This is a genomic window from Erysipelothrix aquatica, from assembly GCF_009828825.1.
GTDB lineage: Bacteria > Bacillota_I > Bacilli_A > Erysipelotrichales > Erysipelotrichaceae > Erysipelothrix > Erysipelothrix aquatica_A.
The window spans coordinates 268,461-284,921 of sequence record NZ_WTTA01000002.1 but is presented as its reverse complement, the minus strand read 5'-3'; the positions used below and the strand labels follow the sequence as shown (position 1 = coordinate 284,921).

Genomic DNA, 16,461 nt, shown 5'->3' with positions numbered 1-16,461 from the left:
ATGAAATCAAATGTACGACTAACGATTAATGATATTGCGAAATTGGCAAATACTTCCAAAACAACAGTATCATTCTATCTAAATAACAAAACGGAAAAAATGAGTGATGAAACGCGAGAGCGTATTCGAAAGGTCATCGAAGAAACAAATTACACACCAAACCCTGTTGCCCGGTCATTGAACTCCAAGAGTACGAAACTTATTGGGGTTTTAATTGGGGATATCACCAACGATTTTGCAAATAAAATCGTTAAGGGAATCGATGATGTTGTGCAGCAACATCATTATCAAGTTCTGATTGGTAACACGAACTATAACCATGAAACAGAAGTTGATTATGTATCGCGAATGCTTGAAATGGGTGTTGATGGTTTCATCGTCCAACCAACGGTCTTGTTTGGCGATTTAATTGAAAAAATTCACAAAAGTGGAAAGTTTCTAGTTTTTATTGACTCACAAGTTGAGACACTCAATCTCAATGTGATCAAAGCGAATCATAAGGAAGCAGTCTACGATACAACCAAGACCCTGGCAACTATGGGGTATGAGTCTTTTGTCATGATTACTGCAAATCCTAAGATCTTGAGTACACGAATCGAGCGGGTGGAAGGATTTACGGAGGCGGTTAAAGAACTTGGTGTAGATCATCAAATTCATGTCATCGAGGAGTCTGAATATAGCCAAGACAAGCTAGAAACGGTAATAAAAACATCTGTTGATACACGTAAAAAAACGCTGATCTTTGTAGCAAACTACTGGCTCCTTCCAGAAGTGTTTTTAGTCGCACGCGCCTTAGAATTACCGCTTGCGAAAAACGTTGGGTTAATCGGTTTTGATAATACAGAATGGACAGAATATGCAACGCCATCCATCACAACGATCGTTCAACCTGCCTATAAAGAAGGCCGCCGTGCTGCCGATTTGTTAATTGCATCGATTGAAAATAATACCCGTGGCCGTGAACATACGACCTTACAATGTACCGTAAATTGGCAAGATTCCACAAAAATATGTGACTAAATGTACAAATATCGTGCATTAGAAGACATCAACTTGTTTCTCCCATTTTGAAACATTATAATTAAGCTAACTTATGTTTTATGGGAGGTGCCTATTTATGGCTAAAAAGCCAAAAGTTACCATTAATGATATTGCACGTTTAGCACAAACATCCAAAACAACCGTCTCATTTTATTTAAACGGAAAGTTTGACAAAATGAGCGCTGAAACCAAAGATCGTATTGCTACGGTTATTGAGGAACAACAATATCGACCAAGTGTCGCAGCCCGATCATTGAATGCGAAAAGTATGAAGCTCATTGGTGTTTTAATTGGAGATATCACCAATGATTTCGCAAACCAAATCGTCAAAGGTATTGATGAAATTGCGAAAACTCACAACTACCAACTTATTGTGGGGAATTCAAACTATACGTTTGAAAGTGAATCGGATTATATCGACCGGATGTTGTCGATGGGTGTCGATGGTTTTATCGTGCAACCAACCATCCAATTTAAAGCCTTAATTCCAAAGATTAGAGCTAACGGTAAATCGTTAGTGTTTATTGATTCTCAAACAGATATGGAAAGCAACGCATGGGTCAAAACAAATAATTATGAGGCAGTGCTCGAAACAACATTTGAACTGGTGGACAAAGGCTACAATGACTTTATCCTTCTTACAGCTGATCCCAGTGTCCTCAGTACACGAATGGAACGCAGTCGCGGCTTTACCGATGCCCTGACAATCCGAGAACAACGCCACCGTACCCATATCGTCGATTACGATATGAGTGCTGAAGTCATTGAAGCATCACTCAATGAGATGATTGATCCCAATCGCAAGACATTAATCTTTGCGGCAAACTGTTGGTTGCTGGGAAATGTCTTCATGGCGGTAAAAGCTCAAAGTGAAAAGATTCCAGAACAAATTGGGTTGCTCGGATTTGATAATTTGGAATGGACCAAATTTGCTTCTCCAACTGTCACAACGATTGTGCAACCATCTTATGAAGAAGGAAAAGTTGCGGCATCAATTTTGATTGACAAGATTGAAGGTAAAAATGAAATAGTTCCCACCCAGATTCTCAAATGTGATGTGAATTGGGAAGAATCAACCCAACTAAAAGTATAATTTAAAACGAGATGCATCAATGCCATGGTGAATCTCGCTTTTTTTTATGAAATGATATTTTGTTGATTTATGGTATTGCCTAAAATATCACATGATTGGTGGTATAATAATGCTACGGAGGTTCGTTTATGCAAGAAAATGTAAAATTCGCAATAGATGTCGTTTATGAGGCAGGTAAACGAATACGCCATATGATGCAAGAAGACATTAAAGTCGAAGAGAAAACGTCAAAAAGTGATCTTGTCACCAATGTGGATAAACAAACAGAAGCTTTTATCGTTGCAAAGATTCAGGAACGGTATGAAGGCCAAAACTTTTTAACCGAAGAATCAACAGTAGATATGCATGGATCTGATCATTTGTGGATCATTGACCCTATTGATGGAACCACTAATTTCATTTATCAGAAACAGCATTTCTCGATTTCCGTCGCACATTATCATCAAGGGGCACCGATTTTTGGGATTGTCTATAATGTAATGGCAGATGAGATGTTTGTAGGAATAACAGGAGTCGGATCGTTCTTGAATGGGGAACGTTTACCACAACTCAATCAAGATCAAGGGTTGTCAGATTCCGTTATTTTCGGGGACGTATACCGTCCAGACTTCTTTAAATTAAGTCCCGCGGAGTTAAAGAAAGAATTCATTACACACCGTTTTTACGGTTCTGGTGCAATTGAAATTGCTGAAGTCGGAGCCGGTCGTGCCCAAGCCTATGTCTTTCCTAAAATCAAGACATGGGATATCGCTGCAGCATTGATTATTCTAAAAGAGGTAGGGGGAACCTGGTATTTTGGAAGTGAAATTGATCATCTGACGATTGATAAAAACCCTAAAGTAATTATTGCTGCAAGTAATCAGCATGTGCGGGATAGATTGGTGAGTTTTTTATGATGGAAGTTCCAGTAACAAAATTAGAATTTACGAAAGAGTTAGTCCGTGATACCGGACGTTTAATTCAAAGTTTGATGTCACTGAATTTGAACATTGATACCAAACAAAATGCGCATGACTTTGTCACCAATGTGGACAAACAAGCGGAAGAGTTTATGGTTGCAGCCATTCAAGCAATGTACCCAGAGCAAGGCTTTATTACCGAAGAGAAAATGATTGATAACGAAGTTAAACATGATATGTGGATTATTGACCCCATCGATGGGACAACAAACTTTATCTTTCAAAAGCGCAATTTTGCGATTTCTGTTGGCTATTATGAAGAAGGACAACCCAAATTCGGGATTGTCTATGATGTCGTGGGTGATGAGATGTATGTGGGAATTACGGGTGAAGGTGCATTTCTTAACGATCTAAAACTACCATCATTAGAGCCCAATGTTGCACTCAAAGATGCGATTGTGAATGCAGATAATCGCATGTTCAAAACATTTAAAGTCGATCTGGATGAGCATATTATGGTTCAACGCTATTTAGGTTCTGCTGCACTTGAAATCGTTGCCGTTGCAGCGGGACGTACCAATTCATACATGAGTCGCCGCTTAAAGCCTTGGGATATTGCGGCAGCCGTCATTGTCCTAAAAGAAGTTGGTGGCACATGGTACTTTGGTGATAATCATGATGCGATTGCATACGATGACAAACATGAAGTATTTATCAGTGGTAGCAATGCCACGATTCTTGAATCACTCATTGCACTTCGTTAGGAGGTTAGTATATGTATTTAAAATTAGACAACACAGTAAGCTTGTGGTATCAAGTAGACGCTGTTGCAAATGCTAAAGCAGTGGTCGTTATTAATCATGGCTTTGCGGAACACACAGGCCGTTATGACTACGTAACACACCGTCTTAACAATGCAGGATACAGTGTATATCGTTATGACCTTCGCGGTCATGGACGCACCCTTGGACCGAAAGGTGATATGGATTCATACCGTGATTTTATTAATGACGCGGATCGGATTGTTGAAATTGCACATCGCGAAAACCCTGATTTACCCATATTCATGCTCGGTCATAGCATGGGTGGCTTAGTCACTGCCATGTATGGCATTACACACCCCGACACACTTCGTGGACAAATCTTTTCAGGACCTGCAGTGAATACATTGCCGAAAGCAGAAGGCATCAACAATTATATTCTTAAGATGGCCGGAACCTTGTTCCCCAAACTTAAGATAGCGAATCCGGTTGAGGATGATGTGTGTTCAGTACCAGAAGTGGTAGAAGCGTATAAAAATGATCCCATGGTCTTAAAAAAAGCAACAACGCGCTTCTTGAAAGAATTCCTGATTGAAGCACCTCATTTTGTTCGTATGAATATTCATACGTATACGTATCCCATGTTTTTAGCGCACGGTGAAGCGGATAAAATTGTTCCCGTAGCTGTTGGGGATTATCTATTCCAAAATATTGCGTCTGAAGATAAAACCCAAAAGATTTATCCGAATTTGTATCACGAAATTCTAAACGAAAATGAGAAAGATACCATCTTAGATGATATGATTCTATGGATGGATAAACATCTATAATCACAGATATTGAAAAGGATCCACGAACTGTGGATCCTTTTTTTGTCTACGTTTCATGAATCGTAAAACTCATGAGGTTTTTTATAATTTGTAATGCTTGCGAACAATATATCGTGTGAGAAGCATGATGAGAGTGGGGATGTTCGCCATAAAAAAAGCAGAAAGTGCAAACGTAAGCATAACCTCAATAGGGCCACCAAAGGTGATGAAAATCATGAACAGGGTCACAATTATGGCAGAAATGAAAAATAACAAGGGTAACATCAAACTGTACCGGCCATTGTCTTCTTTCGCTAACTTAGTTTGAAGAAAGATTGCTGCACTCATGACGATAACACTGAGAATTGGAATTAACATATTAAGGTTTTCTCCCTTTCACGACAAGGGTATGAATTCCCAATAGCATTAATGAAGGAAAGTTCGTAATGAAGAACAATTTGACTAAATCAAAATATTGAAAGTTTGCACGGTCGGCTGCCGACATGGAAGGTAAGACAAGGGTTAAAACTAATAGAATCCAAAAGATGCTCATGGTGGAAATAATTCCAGGGAGAATATACCCCATCTTTGGATTACTGCCTTTCGACAATAACACTTGAACCCAGATCAAGAAAGCAACAGCGCCAACAGGAATGAGAACGTCTTTAACGAGTGTAATCATGTGCCGCTCCTAGTATTTCAACAATTTCTGTCTGTTGAGAACTTCGAGGTTTTTCATGCGGTTCGGACCTTTAATATTCATGCGTGCAGTCATTTGGTTGGTAAAGGAATCAACACGCGTATTGCTATCGCGTAAGTCATAGTATGTCGTGACAACGGCATCATAATCTTTGAGTGCCTCGTGGTAATTTTCGAATGTTGTATAGCTGTTTTCAAAGTGCATGAAGGTTTCGGGAAGCTTTGGTTTAAGTTGCGGTTCTTGATCTGGTTCACCAATCGCAATGCCTAAAAGTGGGAAAGTATACTCGGGAAGCTTTAATAAATCAATCATTGTTTGAGAGTCGTTTTGGATACTTCCAAGGTAAACTGTACCCAAACCAAGACTTTCAGCAGCCGTCACAATATTTTGGGCCATCAAGCCACAATCCATAGCAGCCCCTAAGAAACGATCAGTACTGCCTAAGACTTCCGTATCCGTATTTGCTTTGGTCGCAATTGCGTGATTTCGGTACATGTCTAAGACAACGATAAATAGATGCGAAGCCTGTGCAACATACGGTTGTTTACACACACGTGCAATATCGTCTTTCAATTTCGTATCAGTCACACTAATCAGCGTTGCAGATTGCGAAAAATTGCTCGTCGCAGTGTGACGTGCAACCTTCACAAGCGTATCAATTATTTCCTTGGAAATAGGTTTATCTTTGAATGCACGAATTGAGCGGTGTGATAATTGTTTTTGGATGGTTGAATTCATAAGTTGAAGCCTCTTTTCTATAGGGATTATATCATAGATACGAGCATAAGGTTTTCAATCAAAATTAAAAAGTCGTACAATGTCACCGAGGTGAATACTATGAAAATACAAGTATGGTCAGATTTCCGATGCCCATTTTGCTACATCGGGAAAAAACATTTAGAAGAAGCAATTCAAAAATCAGGTCGTGATGTTCAAATTGAAATGATGAGTTTTGAGTTGGATCCAGAACACACACCAAATCCTGGTGAATCAATGACGGAACACTTAGCTGCAAAATATGGTATTAGTGTTGCGGAAGCTGAGGAAAATAATGCCCGTGTTGTTTCAATGGCGAAATCTGCAGGCTTAAACTATGACTTTGATCGTTTAATTGATGTCAATACATTTGTTGCACACAAAGTATTCCAACTTGCAAAACTCAAAGGCGTTGGCAATGAATTTGTGGAAGTCGCTATGTCAGGGCATTTTGAAAAAGGCAAAGATCTTTCCGATCTCGAAACACTGATTACGATGGGTGAATCTGTTGGATTAGAACGTATCGCTATTGAAAATGCTGTCAATTCAGACGATTTTGCAATTTCGGTCCGCCAAGAAGAGCAGTTTGCTCAAATGGTTGGTGCCAAAGGTGTGCCACATTTTGTGTTCGACAACAAAGTTTCGTTATCAGGAGCACAACCTGTAGATACATTTATGCAAGCAATGGATTATGTTGAAAACTTAGAACCAAAAGTTGAAGCGATGGACACATCTGATAATGACGATGTAACGTGCACGGATGGTTCATGCACAATCTAAATTTAAATTGCATCGCAATCGTGATGCTTTTTTTATGAAATCCGGTATTGAAGGTCGTTTCGTGGTAAAATTGATTTATTTGGAGGGTTTATGGATAAAAAAGATAAAATTACGTGGATAAGTGTTGTACTCCTTGTATTTGTCGTAATTGACCTATGGAATGGAAATACCTATCACTATACAAATGTGGCATCGATGCTTTATCTAGCATTTGTGGTCTTGGTCATTTTAGGAATTCTCTTTCTTGACCGACAAAATTATAAAAAGTTTACAACGTCATTTAGTGTGATTGCGATTGGCTTCGCAGTTGTCTTTGTCATAGGAGGCTTGATGTCATCCAAGATATTTAATGCGAAATCATATGCTAATGTCATTGGACCAGTTAAACAAGTAGAGTTTGCGGATTTATACAGCAGTGACCATCAAATTGAAATGTCTTATGTTGATAAGGAATCTGCGATTCTTGCTGCTGAAAAGAAAGTCGGGGAACTCTCGGATTTGTCATCGCGATTTGAGCTGGATGTAGCAGAGTTCTCGCAGATTAACTATCAGGGCGAAATGGTTCGAATCGCACCATTCCAGTATACTGATATCTTTAAAGAGTACTTAAATTTTGGTGCGGGCGTACCGTACTATGTCATTGTGAATACCGGTGAAGGGAATCTCAATGCTCAAGCTGAAATTGTAACGTTAGATACGCCGATGAAGTATTACCCAGGGGCACCGCTTCAATATGACCTACACCGTCATGTCGCGATGCGTCATAAGTTTAGCTACATTGATGACTGGTTCTTTGAGATTGACGATGCCGGACATCCATACTGGGTCGTACAAGGTATTACCAAACGCGTGGGGCTTTGGGGTGCCAAAGACATGAATAATTTAATTGTTGTCGATGCTGTTACCGGCGAAACAACAAACTATGGTCTTGATGAAATTCCCGATTGGGTCGATTCAGTGTATCCGACGGATATGTTGATGGATCAAGCAAAATCACATTATACATTGAAAGGGGGTTACTTCAATTCCATATTCCAACAGCAAGGTGTAATGGCTGTTGATAGTGATGAAGGTGCCTATAACTACGTCTCGATTGATGATGAAATCTATATTTTTGCAGGGATTCGTCCCATCAAACTTGATTCATCATCGACGACTGGATTGCTGTTTATGAACCGTCGAACAGGTGAAGCGATGGAGTTATCCCTTCCAGGTGTCTCACTCACAAGTGCTCAAGATACAGCGGTCGGATCAATTCAAGAAAAAGGATATGTTCCTACAACCCCGACCTTGCAAAACGTTGGGGGCTTCCCGACCTATGTTATGTCACTGAAAGACCAATCTGGTGTGGTTCGTGGTTTAGCCTATGTCAATTATCAAGATTATACCAAATCCGCTGTTGGTGATACCCCAGCACAAACTGAGAAGCTTTATCTCAGTGTGATGGGTTCACAAACAGGATTAGTGCCAAGTGATGTGGAGACAATCACTGGTACACTGACGGATGTTCGTCAAGTGATGATTGATGGCAATACACAATACCTCTTTAAAATAGAGGGCAAAGATTCAATCTATCAAGCCAGCTTTATCCTTGATGATCGTCTCGCATTCATGAATGCTGGAACTACCATCACGTTCGAAGCAACCCAAACGAAAGTTACGAAAATTGTAGCACTGCAATAATAGCAAGCAGCGTCCGTCGAGGGCGCTGCTTTTTTGTGAGAAGGGTAAGTTTACACAATCTTAATGCATGCTTATTGGATTCCAAACATAAGGATGCTAAACTGTGTAAAATTGGAGGACTGTCTGTGAAATCGATGAGTTTGTTGTTTTTAAAATTGGGAATCGTGGCATTTGGAGGACCCGCAGCACATACGGCCATGCTTGAGACAGAGGTTGTGGCAAAAAGGAATTGGCTCAGTGCCGACTCATTTCTTGAACTAATGTCGATTACGAATCTTATACCAGGACCGAATTCAAGTGAGTTGGTTATGGCAATTGGATACCGACGGTATGGCATTAAAGGACTTTTTGTCGCAGGATTATCATTTTTACTTCCGGCCATGATGATGGTCATTGCAATTACCATGTCACTATCGTGGTTTGATTTTGATTTACTGACAAACATTGGCATAGCACTTACACCCGTGATTGCGATGATTATCTTAAAAGCATTGTTAAATCTGATTAAAAAACAAGAAATGGATGTCAAAGGGATTACGATACTTGTCACTGCATTGATATTGAAATATTTTAATGTTGATGAGTTTTTAATTGTTATTGCGGGTGCCGTAATTTATATTACATGGAACCAGTTGGGAGCGAAACTATACAGTGTGGAACCTTTTAGTCTGGGAATGCTAACGTTAGCGTTTCTAAAAATAGGATCAACTTTGTATGGCAGTGGTTATGTGCTTTTATCGTACTTAGAGACAACGTTTGTCCATCAATTGGGATGGTTGACGTATCCTCAAATAATTCAAGCCTTCACAATCGGCGAGTTAACACCCGGACCGGTCTTCACAACTGCAACGTCTGTCGGAACGATGTTAGGTGGGATACCTGGTGGAATTCTTGCTACTCTAGGAATTTTCGCACCTTCCTTTTTGCTTATGATTCTTATCATGCCGATAAGTCATCGTCTCTTAGCAAACACGTGGGTAAAACAAGCACTTAAAGGCATTGCTTTTGCATCTTTGGGCTTAATGTTCTATGTTGCCTTAACACTCGCATATCAAAGCATGGGGTCATTAGCCCTTATCATAGTGTTTGCAGTCAGTGCTATCGCAATTTTAAGGTTTCAAGTGAATGCAATGTATCTGATTCTTGCTATGCCAATCTTATATAGTGTACTCAAGATGATAAGTCTATAAAAAAGTAGTGCATCATGCACTACTTTTTCATGTCAATGTTAGAACTAGAGTTCCATTTCCAATTGTGCTTCCTCGCGAAGTTCTTCAGCAGCGAGGTTTGTGAGCCATTTTTCTTTACTTACAAAGCGATACGCGATGAACATTTTGAAGATATCTGTTGATTGACCCACAAGGTAAAGACCAATGATACCAAGACTTGTAAAGTGTGTTGCGAGACCAACAGCGACTAAGTTAACCGTCCACATATAACCAGAATCGAGCATGAGTGTTGACCGTGTGTCACCACCTGCACGAAGGATAAAGTAACAGGTTGTGTTCATAACATAAATGCTAAATAACGGTGCTTGAATGCGTAGGAATGACTGCGCTGTCCACATTGCGGTATCAGACACAGAATAGATATGGGGTATTACAAATGTTGATAACATCAATAAGGTTCCAAACACAATACTCAATACGACACCAAAACCCATGAGATGATAGCCGTTCTCTCGTGCTTCATCCAAACGGTTTGCGCCAAGTGCCTGTGATACGAGAATCGTTGTTGCGACGGACATTCCTGCGTTCATCGTAAAGAACATATCAGAAACGGTGGTCGCAATTGAATATCCAGATATTACATCAGCCCCACGTGTTGCGTAAAATTTGAGCAAGAGTGCCATTCCGCTAGCCCATAATACTTCGTTAAGTGCGAGGGGCAACGCTTTTTCAACAATACGTTTAACAAGCGTTTTAGAAACTTGAAATAATTCGCGAATTCGAGTTTTAAATGCATAGCTTCCCGTAGCTAAGAAATAACCGATAAACGCCAATTCAACAATCCGTGCGATGAGTGTCCCTAAAGCACCCCCAGCAACGCCCAATGCTGGAAAGCCCATGTTTCCATAGATAAATCCATAGTTGAAGAATGCATTGGTAAACATTGAGATAACACTCGCAACTAAAGGTGTTCTTGAATCACCGGTAGCACGCATTGAACCTGCAATTGCTAATGTAATCATATTTGGTATAAAAGTCAGTGCAGCAATATAAATATAGCTGAGACCTTCTTGGATGACCAAATCATCCTTAACAAAAAATCTTATAATATTCTCAGGGAATAGTAATGCAATAACCACAAAAGTTGTCATGATAACACTGGAGGCGATCAGCACAAACCGGAAGGTTTGTTGCATATGTTTCTTATCATCTGCGCCATAGAATTGCGCCATAAAGACTGACGCGGCAGCAATCACTCCATTTGTTCCAAAAACTGCAATCATAAAGTAACGGTTAACCGTTGCGACACCTGCTAATGAGTGATCCCCCAGTTGTCCAATCATAAGATTGTCCAAGAGGTTAACAGATGTACTGATGAGTTGTTGAAGCATCAAAGGAACTGCAATCCAAAGCGCTTTTTTGAAGAAATCACGATCGCCAAAAAACTTACTTAAAACCATGGCAATTTCTCCTCCTTAAACCACTACGATAATAGTATAGAAATTGGTGTCAATAAGCAATTCAAACGCGATTAAATATATTTAATGCGGGTCATAAATAATGCAATTATCGATTTATTCGTTATAATAATTGACAGGAGGCTAGAAATGATAAATCTGAAAATTATGGTTGGTTCAATCAGTGAGAAGAATAGCAGTAAGAGTTTCGCACATCATATTCAAAAACGATATGCAGATACACTTCATGTTACGATTATTGATTTGGACTTACCTTTGTACAATGGTGATGTCGACAACGACGCCAAACGTCCTGAAAAAATTCAAGCATTTTACAACGAATTGGAAAGTGCTGATGCATTCATGATGATTACACCAGAGTACAACAACTCCGTTTCAGGTGTGCTTAAAAATGCCATTGATTGGGCGAGTCGTTCTCCACATTTTCCAGAAAAAGTGGGTTTGATTGCGACGACATCAATGGGAATGACAGGTGGTGCACGGGCTTATACCCACTTGCACGAAATTCTCCAACGCATTCCAATGCATTTGTTACCAGGACACGAGATCTTGGTATCACGCATACACCAAAAAATAAATGATGAGGGAGTCTTAACGGATCAAGAAACAATTGAGCTTGTTGATAGCGTTATGGATGCCTTTATCGCACATTATCATATGGTCAAAGCATAAGATGCCAGCGAAAGCTGGCTTTTTCATAAAAGCATAAATAAAGACAACATTCATAGGCATGGTATAATGTAAATGAATTGAAGGAGGCATAATATGATTAAAGTAGCAATGTTAGTAGGAAGTTTGCGAAAGGATTCATCATCGCTAAAACTCGGCAAGTATATTCAAAATGCGCACCGCGATAAATTTGATATCGAGATTGTAGATATTAATTTACCGCATTATAATGGCGACTTTGATACTCCTGACACACGTCCAAAAGCAGTGACGGAATTCTTGGAAACCATGAAAAATGCAGATGCAGTATTCTTTATTACACCAGAATACAACAACTCAACCTCTGGTGTTCTAAAAAATGCCATTGACTGGGCAAGTCGTTCCCCTTATTTAGCGAACAAACCAGGTTTGATTGCGGCGCAATCAATGGGGATGACCGGCGGTGCACGTGGATTCTTAAGTTTACATAGTATTTTGAATCGTTTACCAATGCGTATTCTTCCGGGTAATGACATTCTGTTGGCTGCATCCCATACAAAATTTGATGAGAATGGCAACTTGAATGACGAAGGAACCGTAAAGTTTATCAATATGGTTATGGATAACTTTGTCGAATACTATAATAAAGTTAAATAGTTTAAAAGATCAGCGAAGCTGGTCTTTTTTTTAGGGGTATGAAGATGTTGTGCGTACTTAGTGTTGAGAAGTCAGTCTCAAGAAAGGTTTGATTTAATGGAACTCGCTTTACCACAACACTACACGATGTTGGATGAATTAGAAACACACAATCTGAATGGAGGAAGTTGGGAACGCGCAGCTTTGTACGGTGCAGTCATTGCAGGTTCAATTGCTCTTGGAGCGGCCCTTGTTTATGGGCAGTATTGGCTTGCTGCACGAATGTTAGGACATTCTGTGCGTTATGTTGTTCGAAAGCACGGTATCAACTCAGTAATGCGTGTTATCGCTGCCGCGAGTGGTGTTTCAATGGGGGTTGCGTGGAAGTTTCTCGACTACATCACTTAAATGAGTTTGCGATTTTAGTTGCACAAGTTGCTGTATATACTCTGCTAAGCGTCCTTGCGGTTTTGATAAATTGGACGCAGTACCAAGAAGGACATTGCTTTGGGTTATCAATGTTTGGTTCAATCCAGATCTATATTTTATGGATCTATACGTTAATTCGGTTAATCCGCTTTCCCAAAAAGGAAGTGTTTCAACATGATTGAACAGAAACTGCCGCTCCATTACCCTTCGCGTCTTAGCCTTAAAAGTGGCATCAAAGAAACACATTTAGGTTTAGATGTGAACGATCTTCAGGGTGTTATTTACCGTTTTCTAAGTCGCTTGAAAGCATTGAAGGTAGTGGTCGATGGTCCGTTGTGGGTCAAATCATGTGGTAACGTTACTGCAGAAAATGACACAGTATATATGGACTACGTTTTTTATGTAGAAACAACGATGGCAACAGCTTTCAAATCCCAATTTCAACAATTTGAAAAGTTTGAAGTTTCACCATGTGTACAGGTTGACTATGTCGGTTCGGTTGATACGTCTCATTTAGCGCAAAGTAAGATGGATGTGTTTAGCTTTGAACGCAAACTTATGGAAAGTGGGGACATGTATACCGCAATTCATTTTGACGATGGAAAATACATCAAGGCGACCTACTTTAGAAAAATCTATGTGCAGTAAGAGGACGAGCTATCGTCCTTTTTGGTGCAACGGAAGAAATAGACCTTTTCAATGACGTTTTGACCCAAAATATTGACAAGTTAAACCGATTCTCATCTTCTTCAGGTTTGCTTTCATATAATAGGATAAGGAGGATTTGATATGGATGCAGTGATTTTTGGAGCAGTCTTTGGCATTATCGTTACAGCCATTTGTTACTTAGTTAAAATTGATCGCGATCTACAGAAGGTTCGCAAAGAATTGAGTGACCTGAGACAGCAGATTCAAGTAAAATCAATTACAGAAAAAATATGAGTTTATTATAAAAAAAGCGTGAACCACATACGTTCACGCCTTCTTAATATTTAGAAATACGTCTAGTTTAATGCAGCAATTGCAGCATCATAATTTGGCTCAGTTGCCATATCTGGGACGATTTCGACATATGTAATTGTACCTGTTTCGTCAAAGACGAAAATTGATCGTGCTAACACATTAAATTCAGGCATGAACAGTCCGTATGCTTTCGCAAATTCAAGATTTGCATCACTGAGCATTTCAGCTTCGATTCCTTCAGTTGCACACCAACCACCGAGTTGATCGATTGTATTGTTTGAGATATTCACGATATTTACGTTTGGTAGCTCTTTCGCAATTTGGAAGAAACGACGCGTTTGTAAATCGCAGACACGCGTATTGATATCTGGAAAAACCGAAACAATTGTTTTCTTACCTTTTAGAGTATCGACAGTAACTGTTTGACCATTGAGATTTGTTAGTGCAAATGCGGGAGCAGTATCACCAACTTTTGGCTGGACCCCTTCAATTGTTGTTGGGACGCCTTTACGAGTAATTTCCATATTTAATCACAACTCCTTTTCTAGCTTCATTATACGTTGAAAAGGGAACTGCCTCAAAGCATATACATCAATCTTTTCGCTTTCGCTCGCTCATTTTTCCACAAAGTTTAAAGAATGAACGATTGAGTTCATTATTTGTTATAATGAAAACAGTGAGGCACATTATGACAAAACGTATTAAAACAACGAAGCAACAAATCGTAGATTACTGGGAAACACAGATAGATTTTTCAGATACTAATGTAAGTTTGAAACAAGCCACAACCCATTGCTGGCGCTGTGGTGTAAAGCGACGTCTGGATCGTTGTCATATTCTTGCCCATGCGTTAGGTGGCTCGGATAGTCCTGAAAATTTTGTCCTACTGTGTAAGTTTTGTCATATCGATAATCCCAACATTGACGATAGTACAATCGTTTGGGATTGGATTAAGGCGTACAAATTGCCGGATGGCGTCGATTTTTGGTATCACCAAGGCCAACGTGAATTTACGTTCATTTATGGAAGTAGTTTGGATGCCATGCTTGAAACCAAAGGCTACTTTGATCGCGACGAATTTGATCGTGCATTTAAACACCAATTGACCTTAATGACGCACCATTTTGGTCAACCACGCTATAACCGTGCGACTGTTGCGGGTGCCATAAAGCGGGCACTCGATTCTCTTGAGAATAGAAGGTAAAATTTATGATTAAATTAAAAAAGAACGATACATATGATGTGGAAATTATCGACATCACTCATGAAGGTTTCGGTGTTGCGAAAATAGAAGGGTTCCCTATATTCATTGAAAATACGTTACCTGGTGAAAAAATAAAGATGAGTGTTACGAAAGTACTCAAGAAGTTTGCATATGGTCGTGTTATCAATTTCTATGAAACGTCAAAGCATCGTGTCGCGATTACTGATAAAGTAGGGACTCGAATCGGTACAATGCCCCTGCAGCATATGTCTTACGAATATCAGCTTGAATTTAAACGCAAGCTTGTTCATGACACGTTGTCGAAGATGGTTGATATTTCACATCTCGAAGTAAAACCAACACTAGGGATGGAGAATCCTTGGGGATATCGCAATAAAGCGCAAATACCGGTTCGTGAAATTGATGGAATACTCGAAACAGGATTCTTCAAACGAGGGTCTCACGATTTGATTCCTATTGAAAATTTCCATATCCAAGATCCAAAAATTGATGAAGCAATCGTTACCGTTCGTGATATTCTTCGTAAACATAAGAGTGTCGCTTACAATGAACAAGCACACACAGGTTTCATCCGTCATGTTATTGTCCGACGTGGACAAATAACGAACGATCTGATGATTATCTTGGTAACGAATGGTCACAAATTTTCCCAAGGGGAAGCAATAGTTCAAGATATTGTGGAAAATATTGATAATGTCGTAAGCGTCGTTCAAAACATAAACGATCAAAAAACGAACACGATTATGGGCCGTGAAAACAATGTTCTTTATGGTAATGATTTTTATACTGATAAATTGATGGGGAAAACTTTTAGTATTTCATCACAGTCTTTTTATCAGGTCAATTCAAAACAAACGGAAGTCCTTTACCAAACTGCAATTGAACTTGCGAACGTAACCAATAAAGATCATGTGATTGATGCTTATTGCGGAATTGGATCAATTTCGCTCAATCTTGCGGACCACGCAAAGCATGTTTATGCTGTAGAAATCGTCCCCGACGCCATTGTAATGGCTAAGTTTAATGCGATGGAAAATGGCATTGATAATGTCGATTTCGAAGTTGGAAAAGCAGAGGATGTTATGCAGCAGTGGGTCGCCGATGGCTTAAACATTGATGTGTTAGTTGTTGATCCACCGCGAAAAGGCTTAGACGATCAGTTCATTCAAGCATCCATAAAATCAAATCCAGAGCGGATTGTATATGTAAGCTGCAATCCTGCGACACTGGCACGGGACCTCGTAAGTTATACGAATGCAGGATATAAAATAGAAGCGGTGCAACCCGTGGATATGTTTCCACAGACGGTGCATGTGGAAACGGTAGTATTGCTTACGAAAAAGAAATAAAGTATCACTTTGAAATATTTGATATTTGGTTTTTTTTGCCTA

The 16,461-nt window shown here is 39.6% G+C and carries 20 protein-coding genes; 15 read left to right on the top strand and 5 right to left on the bottom strand.

What is annotated here, in order from left to right:
- The 5 genes from GVV22_RS04625 (at window position 1) to GVV22_RS04605 (ending at window position 4,624) form a co-directional block, all read left to right on the top strand.
- On the top strand, window positions 1–1,020 hold the full coding sequence (locus GVV22_RS04625; RefSeq protein WP_159648979.1) for a LacI family DNA-binding transcriptional regulator: 1,020 nt from the start codon (window positions 1–3) through the stop codon (window positions 1,018–1,020).
- A gap of 97 nt (window positions 1,021–1,117) precedes the next feature.
- A complete protein-coding gene (locus GVV22_RS04620) occupies window positions 1,118–2,134 on the top strand; it encodes a LacI family DNA-binding transcriptional regulator (RefSeq protein WP_159648978.1) in 1,017 nt (338 codons plus the stop codon).
- A gap of 128 nt (window positions 2,135–2,262) precedes the next feature.
- Complete coding sequence (locus GVV22_RS04615; RefSeq protein WP_159648977.1) at window positions 2,263–3,030, top strand: inositol monophosphatase family protein; 768 nt, start codon at window positions 2,263–2,265, stop codon at window positions 3,028–3,030.
- Window positions 3,027–3,797, top strand: coding sequence for an inositol monophosphatase family protein (locus GVV22_RS04610; protein ID WP_236261919.1), 771 nt, complete (start codon window positions 3,027–3,029; stop codon window positions 3,795–3,797). Before GVV22_RS04615 ends, GVV22_RS04610 begins: the two co-directional genes overlap by 4 nt.
- Window positions 3,798–3,808: 11 nt before the next feature.
- Entirely contained in the window at window positions 3,809–4,624 is an 816-nt protein-coding gene (locus GVV22_RS04605; RefSeq protein WP_159648976.1) for an alpha/beta hydrolase, read from the top strand.
- 81 nt (window positions 4,625–4,705) lie between these two features.
- On the opposite strand, the gene GVV22_RS04600 is transcribed toward GVV22_RS04605, so the two are convergent.
- The 3 genes from GVV22_RS04600 to GVV22_RS04590 are packed head-to-tail and all read right to left on the bottom strand — an operon-like array spanning window position 4,706 to window position 6,041.
- The gene (locus GVV22_RS04600; RefSeq protein ID WP_159648975.1) at window positions 4,706–4,981 is read right to left on the bottom strand and encodes a hypothetical protein; all 276 of its coding nucleotides are present in this window, start codon (window positions 4,979–4,981) and stop codon (window positions 4,706–4,708) included.
- Between the two features lies 1 nt (window position 4,982).
- Window positions 4,983–5,285: a hypothetical protein gene (locus GVV22_RS04595; protein WP_159648974.1), complete on the bottom strand. Its 303-nt coding sequence runs from the start codon at window positions 5,283–5,285 to the stop codon at window positions 4,983–4,985.
- Window positions 5,286–5,294: 9 nt separating this feature from the next.
- Window positions 5,295–6,041 carry an NADPH-dependent oxidoreductase gene (locus tag GVV22_RS04590; RefSeq protein WP_159648973.1) on the bottom strand — a complete coding sequence of 249 codons (747 nt, stop codon included), beginning with the start codon at window positions 6,039–6,041 and terminating at the stop codon, window positions 5,295–5,297.
- A gap of 99 nt (window positions 6,042–6,140) precedes the next feature.
- On the opposite strand from GVV22_RS04590, the gene GVV22_RS04585 reads away from it, so the two are divergent.
- The 3 genes from GVV22_RS04585 to GVV22_RS04575 all read left to right on the top strand — a co-directional run bounded on the left by GVV22_RS04585 (window position 6,141) and on the right by GVV22_RS04575 (window position 9,712).
- A complete protein-coding gene (locus GVV22_RS04585; RefSeq protein WP_159648972.1) occupies window positions 6,141–6,839 on the top strand; it encodes a DsbA family oxidoreductase in 699 nt (232 codons plus the stop codon).
- Window positions 6,840–6,929: 90 nt separating this feature from the next.
- Window positions 6,930–8,522, top strand: a complete 1,593-nt coding sequence (locus GVV22_RS04580; RefSeq protein ID WP_159648971.1) for a hypothetical protein — start codon at window positions 6,930–6,932, stop codon at window positions 8,520–8,522.
- Between the two features lie 134 nt (window positions 8,523–8,656).
- Window positions 8,657–9,712, top strand: coding sequence for a chromate transporter (locus GVV22_RS04575; protein WP_236261929.1), 1,056 nt, complete (start codon window positions 8,657–8,659; stop codon window positions 9,710–9,712).
- 44 nt (window positions 9,713–9,756) lie between these two features.
- On the opposite strand, the gene GVV22_RS04570 is transcribed toward GVV22_RS04575, so the two are convergent.
- Window positions 9,757–11,151, bottom strand: coding sequence for an MATE family efflux transporter (locus GVV22_RS04570; RefSeq protein ID WP_159648969.1), 1,395 nt, complete (start codon window positions 11,149–11,151; stop codon window positions 9,757–9,759).
- A 147-nt stretch (window positions 11,152–11,298) separates the two neighbouring features.
- Here GVV22_RS04570 and GVV22_RS04565 point away from each other — a divergent pair, with 147 nt between their 5' ends.
- The 5 genes from GVV22_RS04565 to GVV22_RS04545 all read left to right on the top strand — a co-directional run bounded on the left by GVV22_RS04565 (window position 11,299) and on the right by GVV22_RS04545 (window position 13,824).
- Complete coding sequence (locus GVV22_RS04565) at window positions 11,299–11,841, top strand: NADPH-dependent FMN reductase (RefSeq protein ID WP_159648968.1); 543 nt, start codon at window positions 11,299–11,301, stop codon at window positions 11,839–11,841.
- A 93-nt stretch (window positions 11,842–11,934) separates the two neighbouring features.
- Window positions 11,935–12,474 carry an NADPH-dependent FMN reductase gene (locus GVV22_RS04560; protein WP_159648967.1) on the top strand — a complete coding sequence of 180 codons (540 nt, stop codon included), beginning with the start codon at window positions 11,935–11,937 and terminating at the stop codon, window positions 12,472–12,474.
- 96 nt (window positions 12,475–12,570) lie between these two features.
- Window positions 12,571–12,861 carry a hypothetical protein gene (locus GVV22_RS04555; RefSeq protein ID WP_159648966.1) on the top strand — a complete coding sequence of 97 codons (291 nt, stop codon included), beginning with the start codon at window positions 12,571–12,573 and terminating at the stop codon, window positions 12,859–12,861.
- A 195-nt stretch (window positions 12,862–13,056) separates the two neighbouring features.
- The gene (locus GVV22_RS04550) at window positions 13,057–13,530 is read left to right on the top strand and encodes a hypothetical protein (protein ID WP_159648965.1); all 474 of its coding nucleotides are present in this window, start codon (window positions 13,057–13,059) and stop codon (window positions 13,528–13,530) included.
- A gap of 141 nt (window positions 13,531–13,671) precedes the next feature.
- Window positions 13,672–13,824, top strand: coding sequence for a hypothetical protein (locus tag GVV22_RS04545; RefSeq protein WP_159648964.1), 153 nt, complete (start codon window positions 13,672–13,674; stop codon window positions 13,822–13,824).
- Between the two features lie 62 nt (window positions 13,825–13,886).
- Here GVV22_RS04545 and tpx read toward each other — a convergent pair whose 3' ends face one another.
- Window positions 13,887–14,369: a thiol peroxidase gene (gene tpx / locus GVV22_RS04540; protein ID WP_159648963.1), complete on the bottom strand. Its 483-nt coding sequence runs from the start codon at window positions 14,367–14,369 to the stop codon at window positions 13,887–13,889.
- 164 nt (window positions 14,370–14,533) lie between these two features.
- Between tpx and GVV22_RS04535 the strand changes: the two genes are divergently transcribed.
- Window positions 14,534–15,049, top strand: coding sequence for an HNH endonuclease (locus tag GVV22_RS04535; protein WP_159648962.1), 516 nt, complete (start codon window positions 14,534–14,536; stop codon window positions 15,047–15,049).
- Between the two features lie 5 nt (window positions 15,050–15,054).
- On the top strand, window positions 15,055–16,419 hold the full coding sequence (gene rlmD, locus GVV22_RS04530) for a 23S rRNA (uracil(1939)-C(5))-methyltransferase RlmD (protein WP_159648961.1): 1,365 nt from the start codon (window positions 15,055–15,057) through the stop codon (window positions 16,417–16,419).
- The last annotated feature ends 42 nt before the right edge of the window (window positions 16,420–16,461 follow it).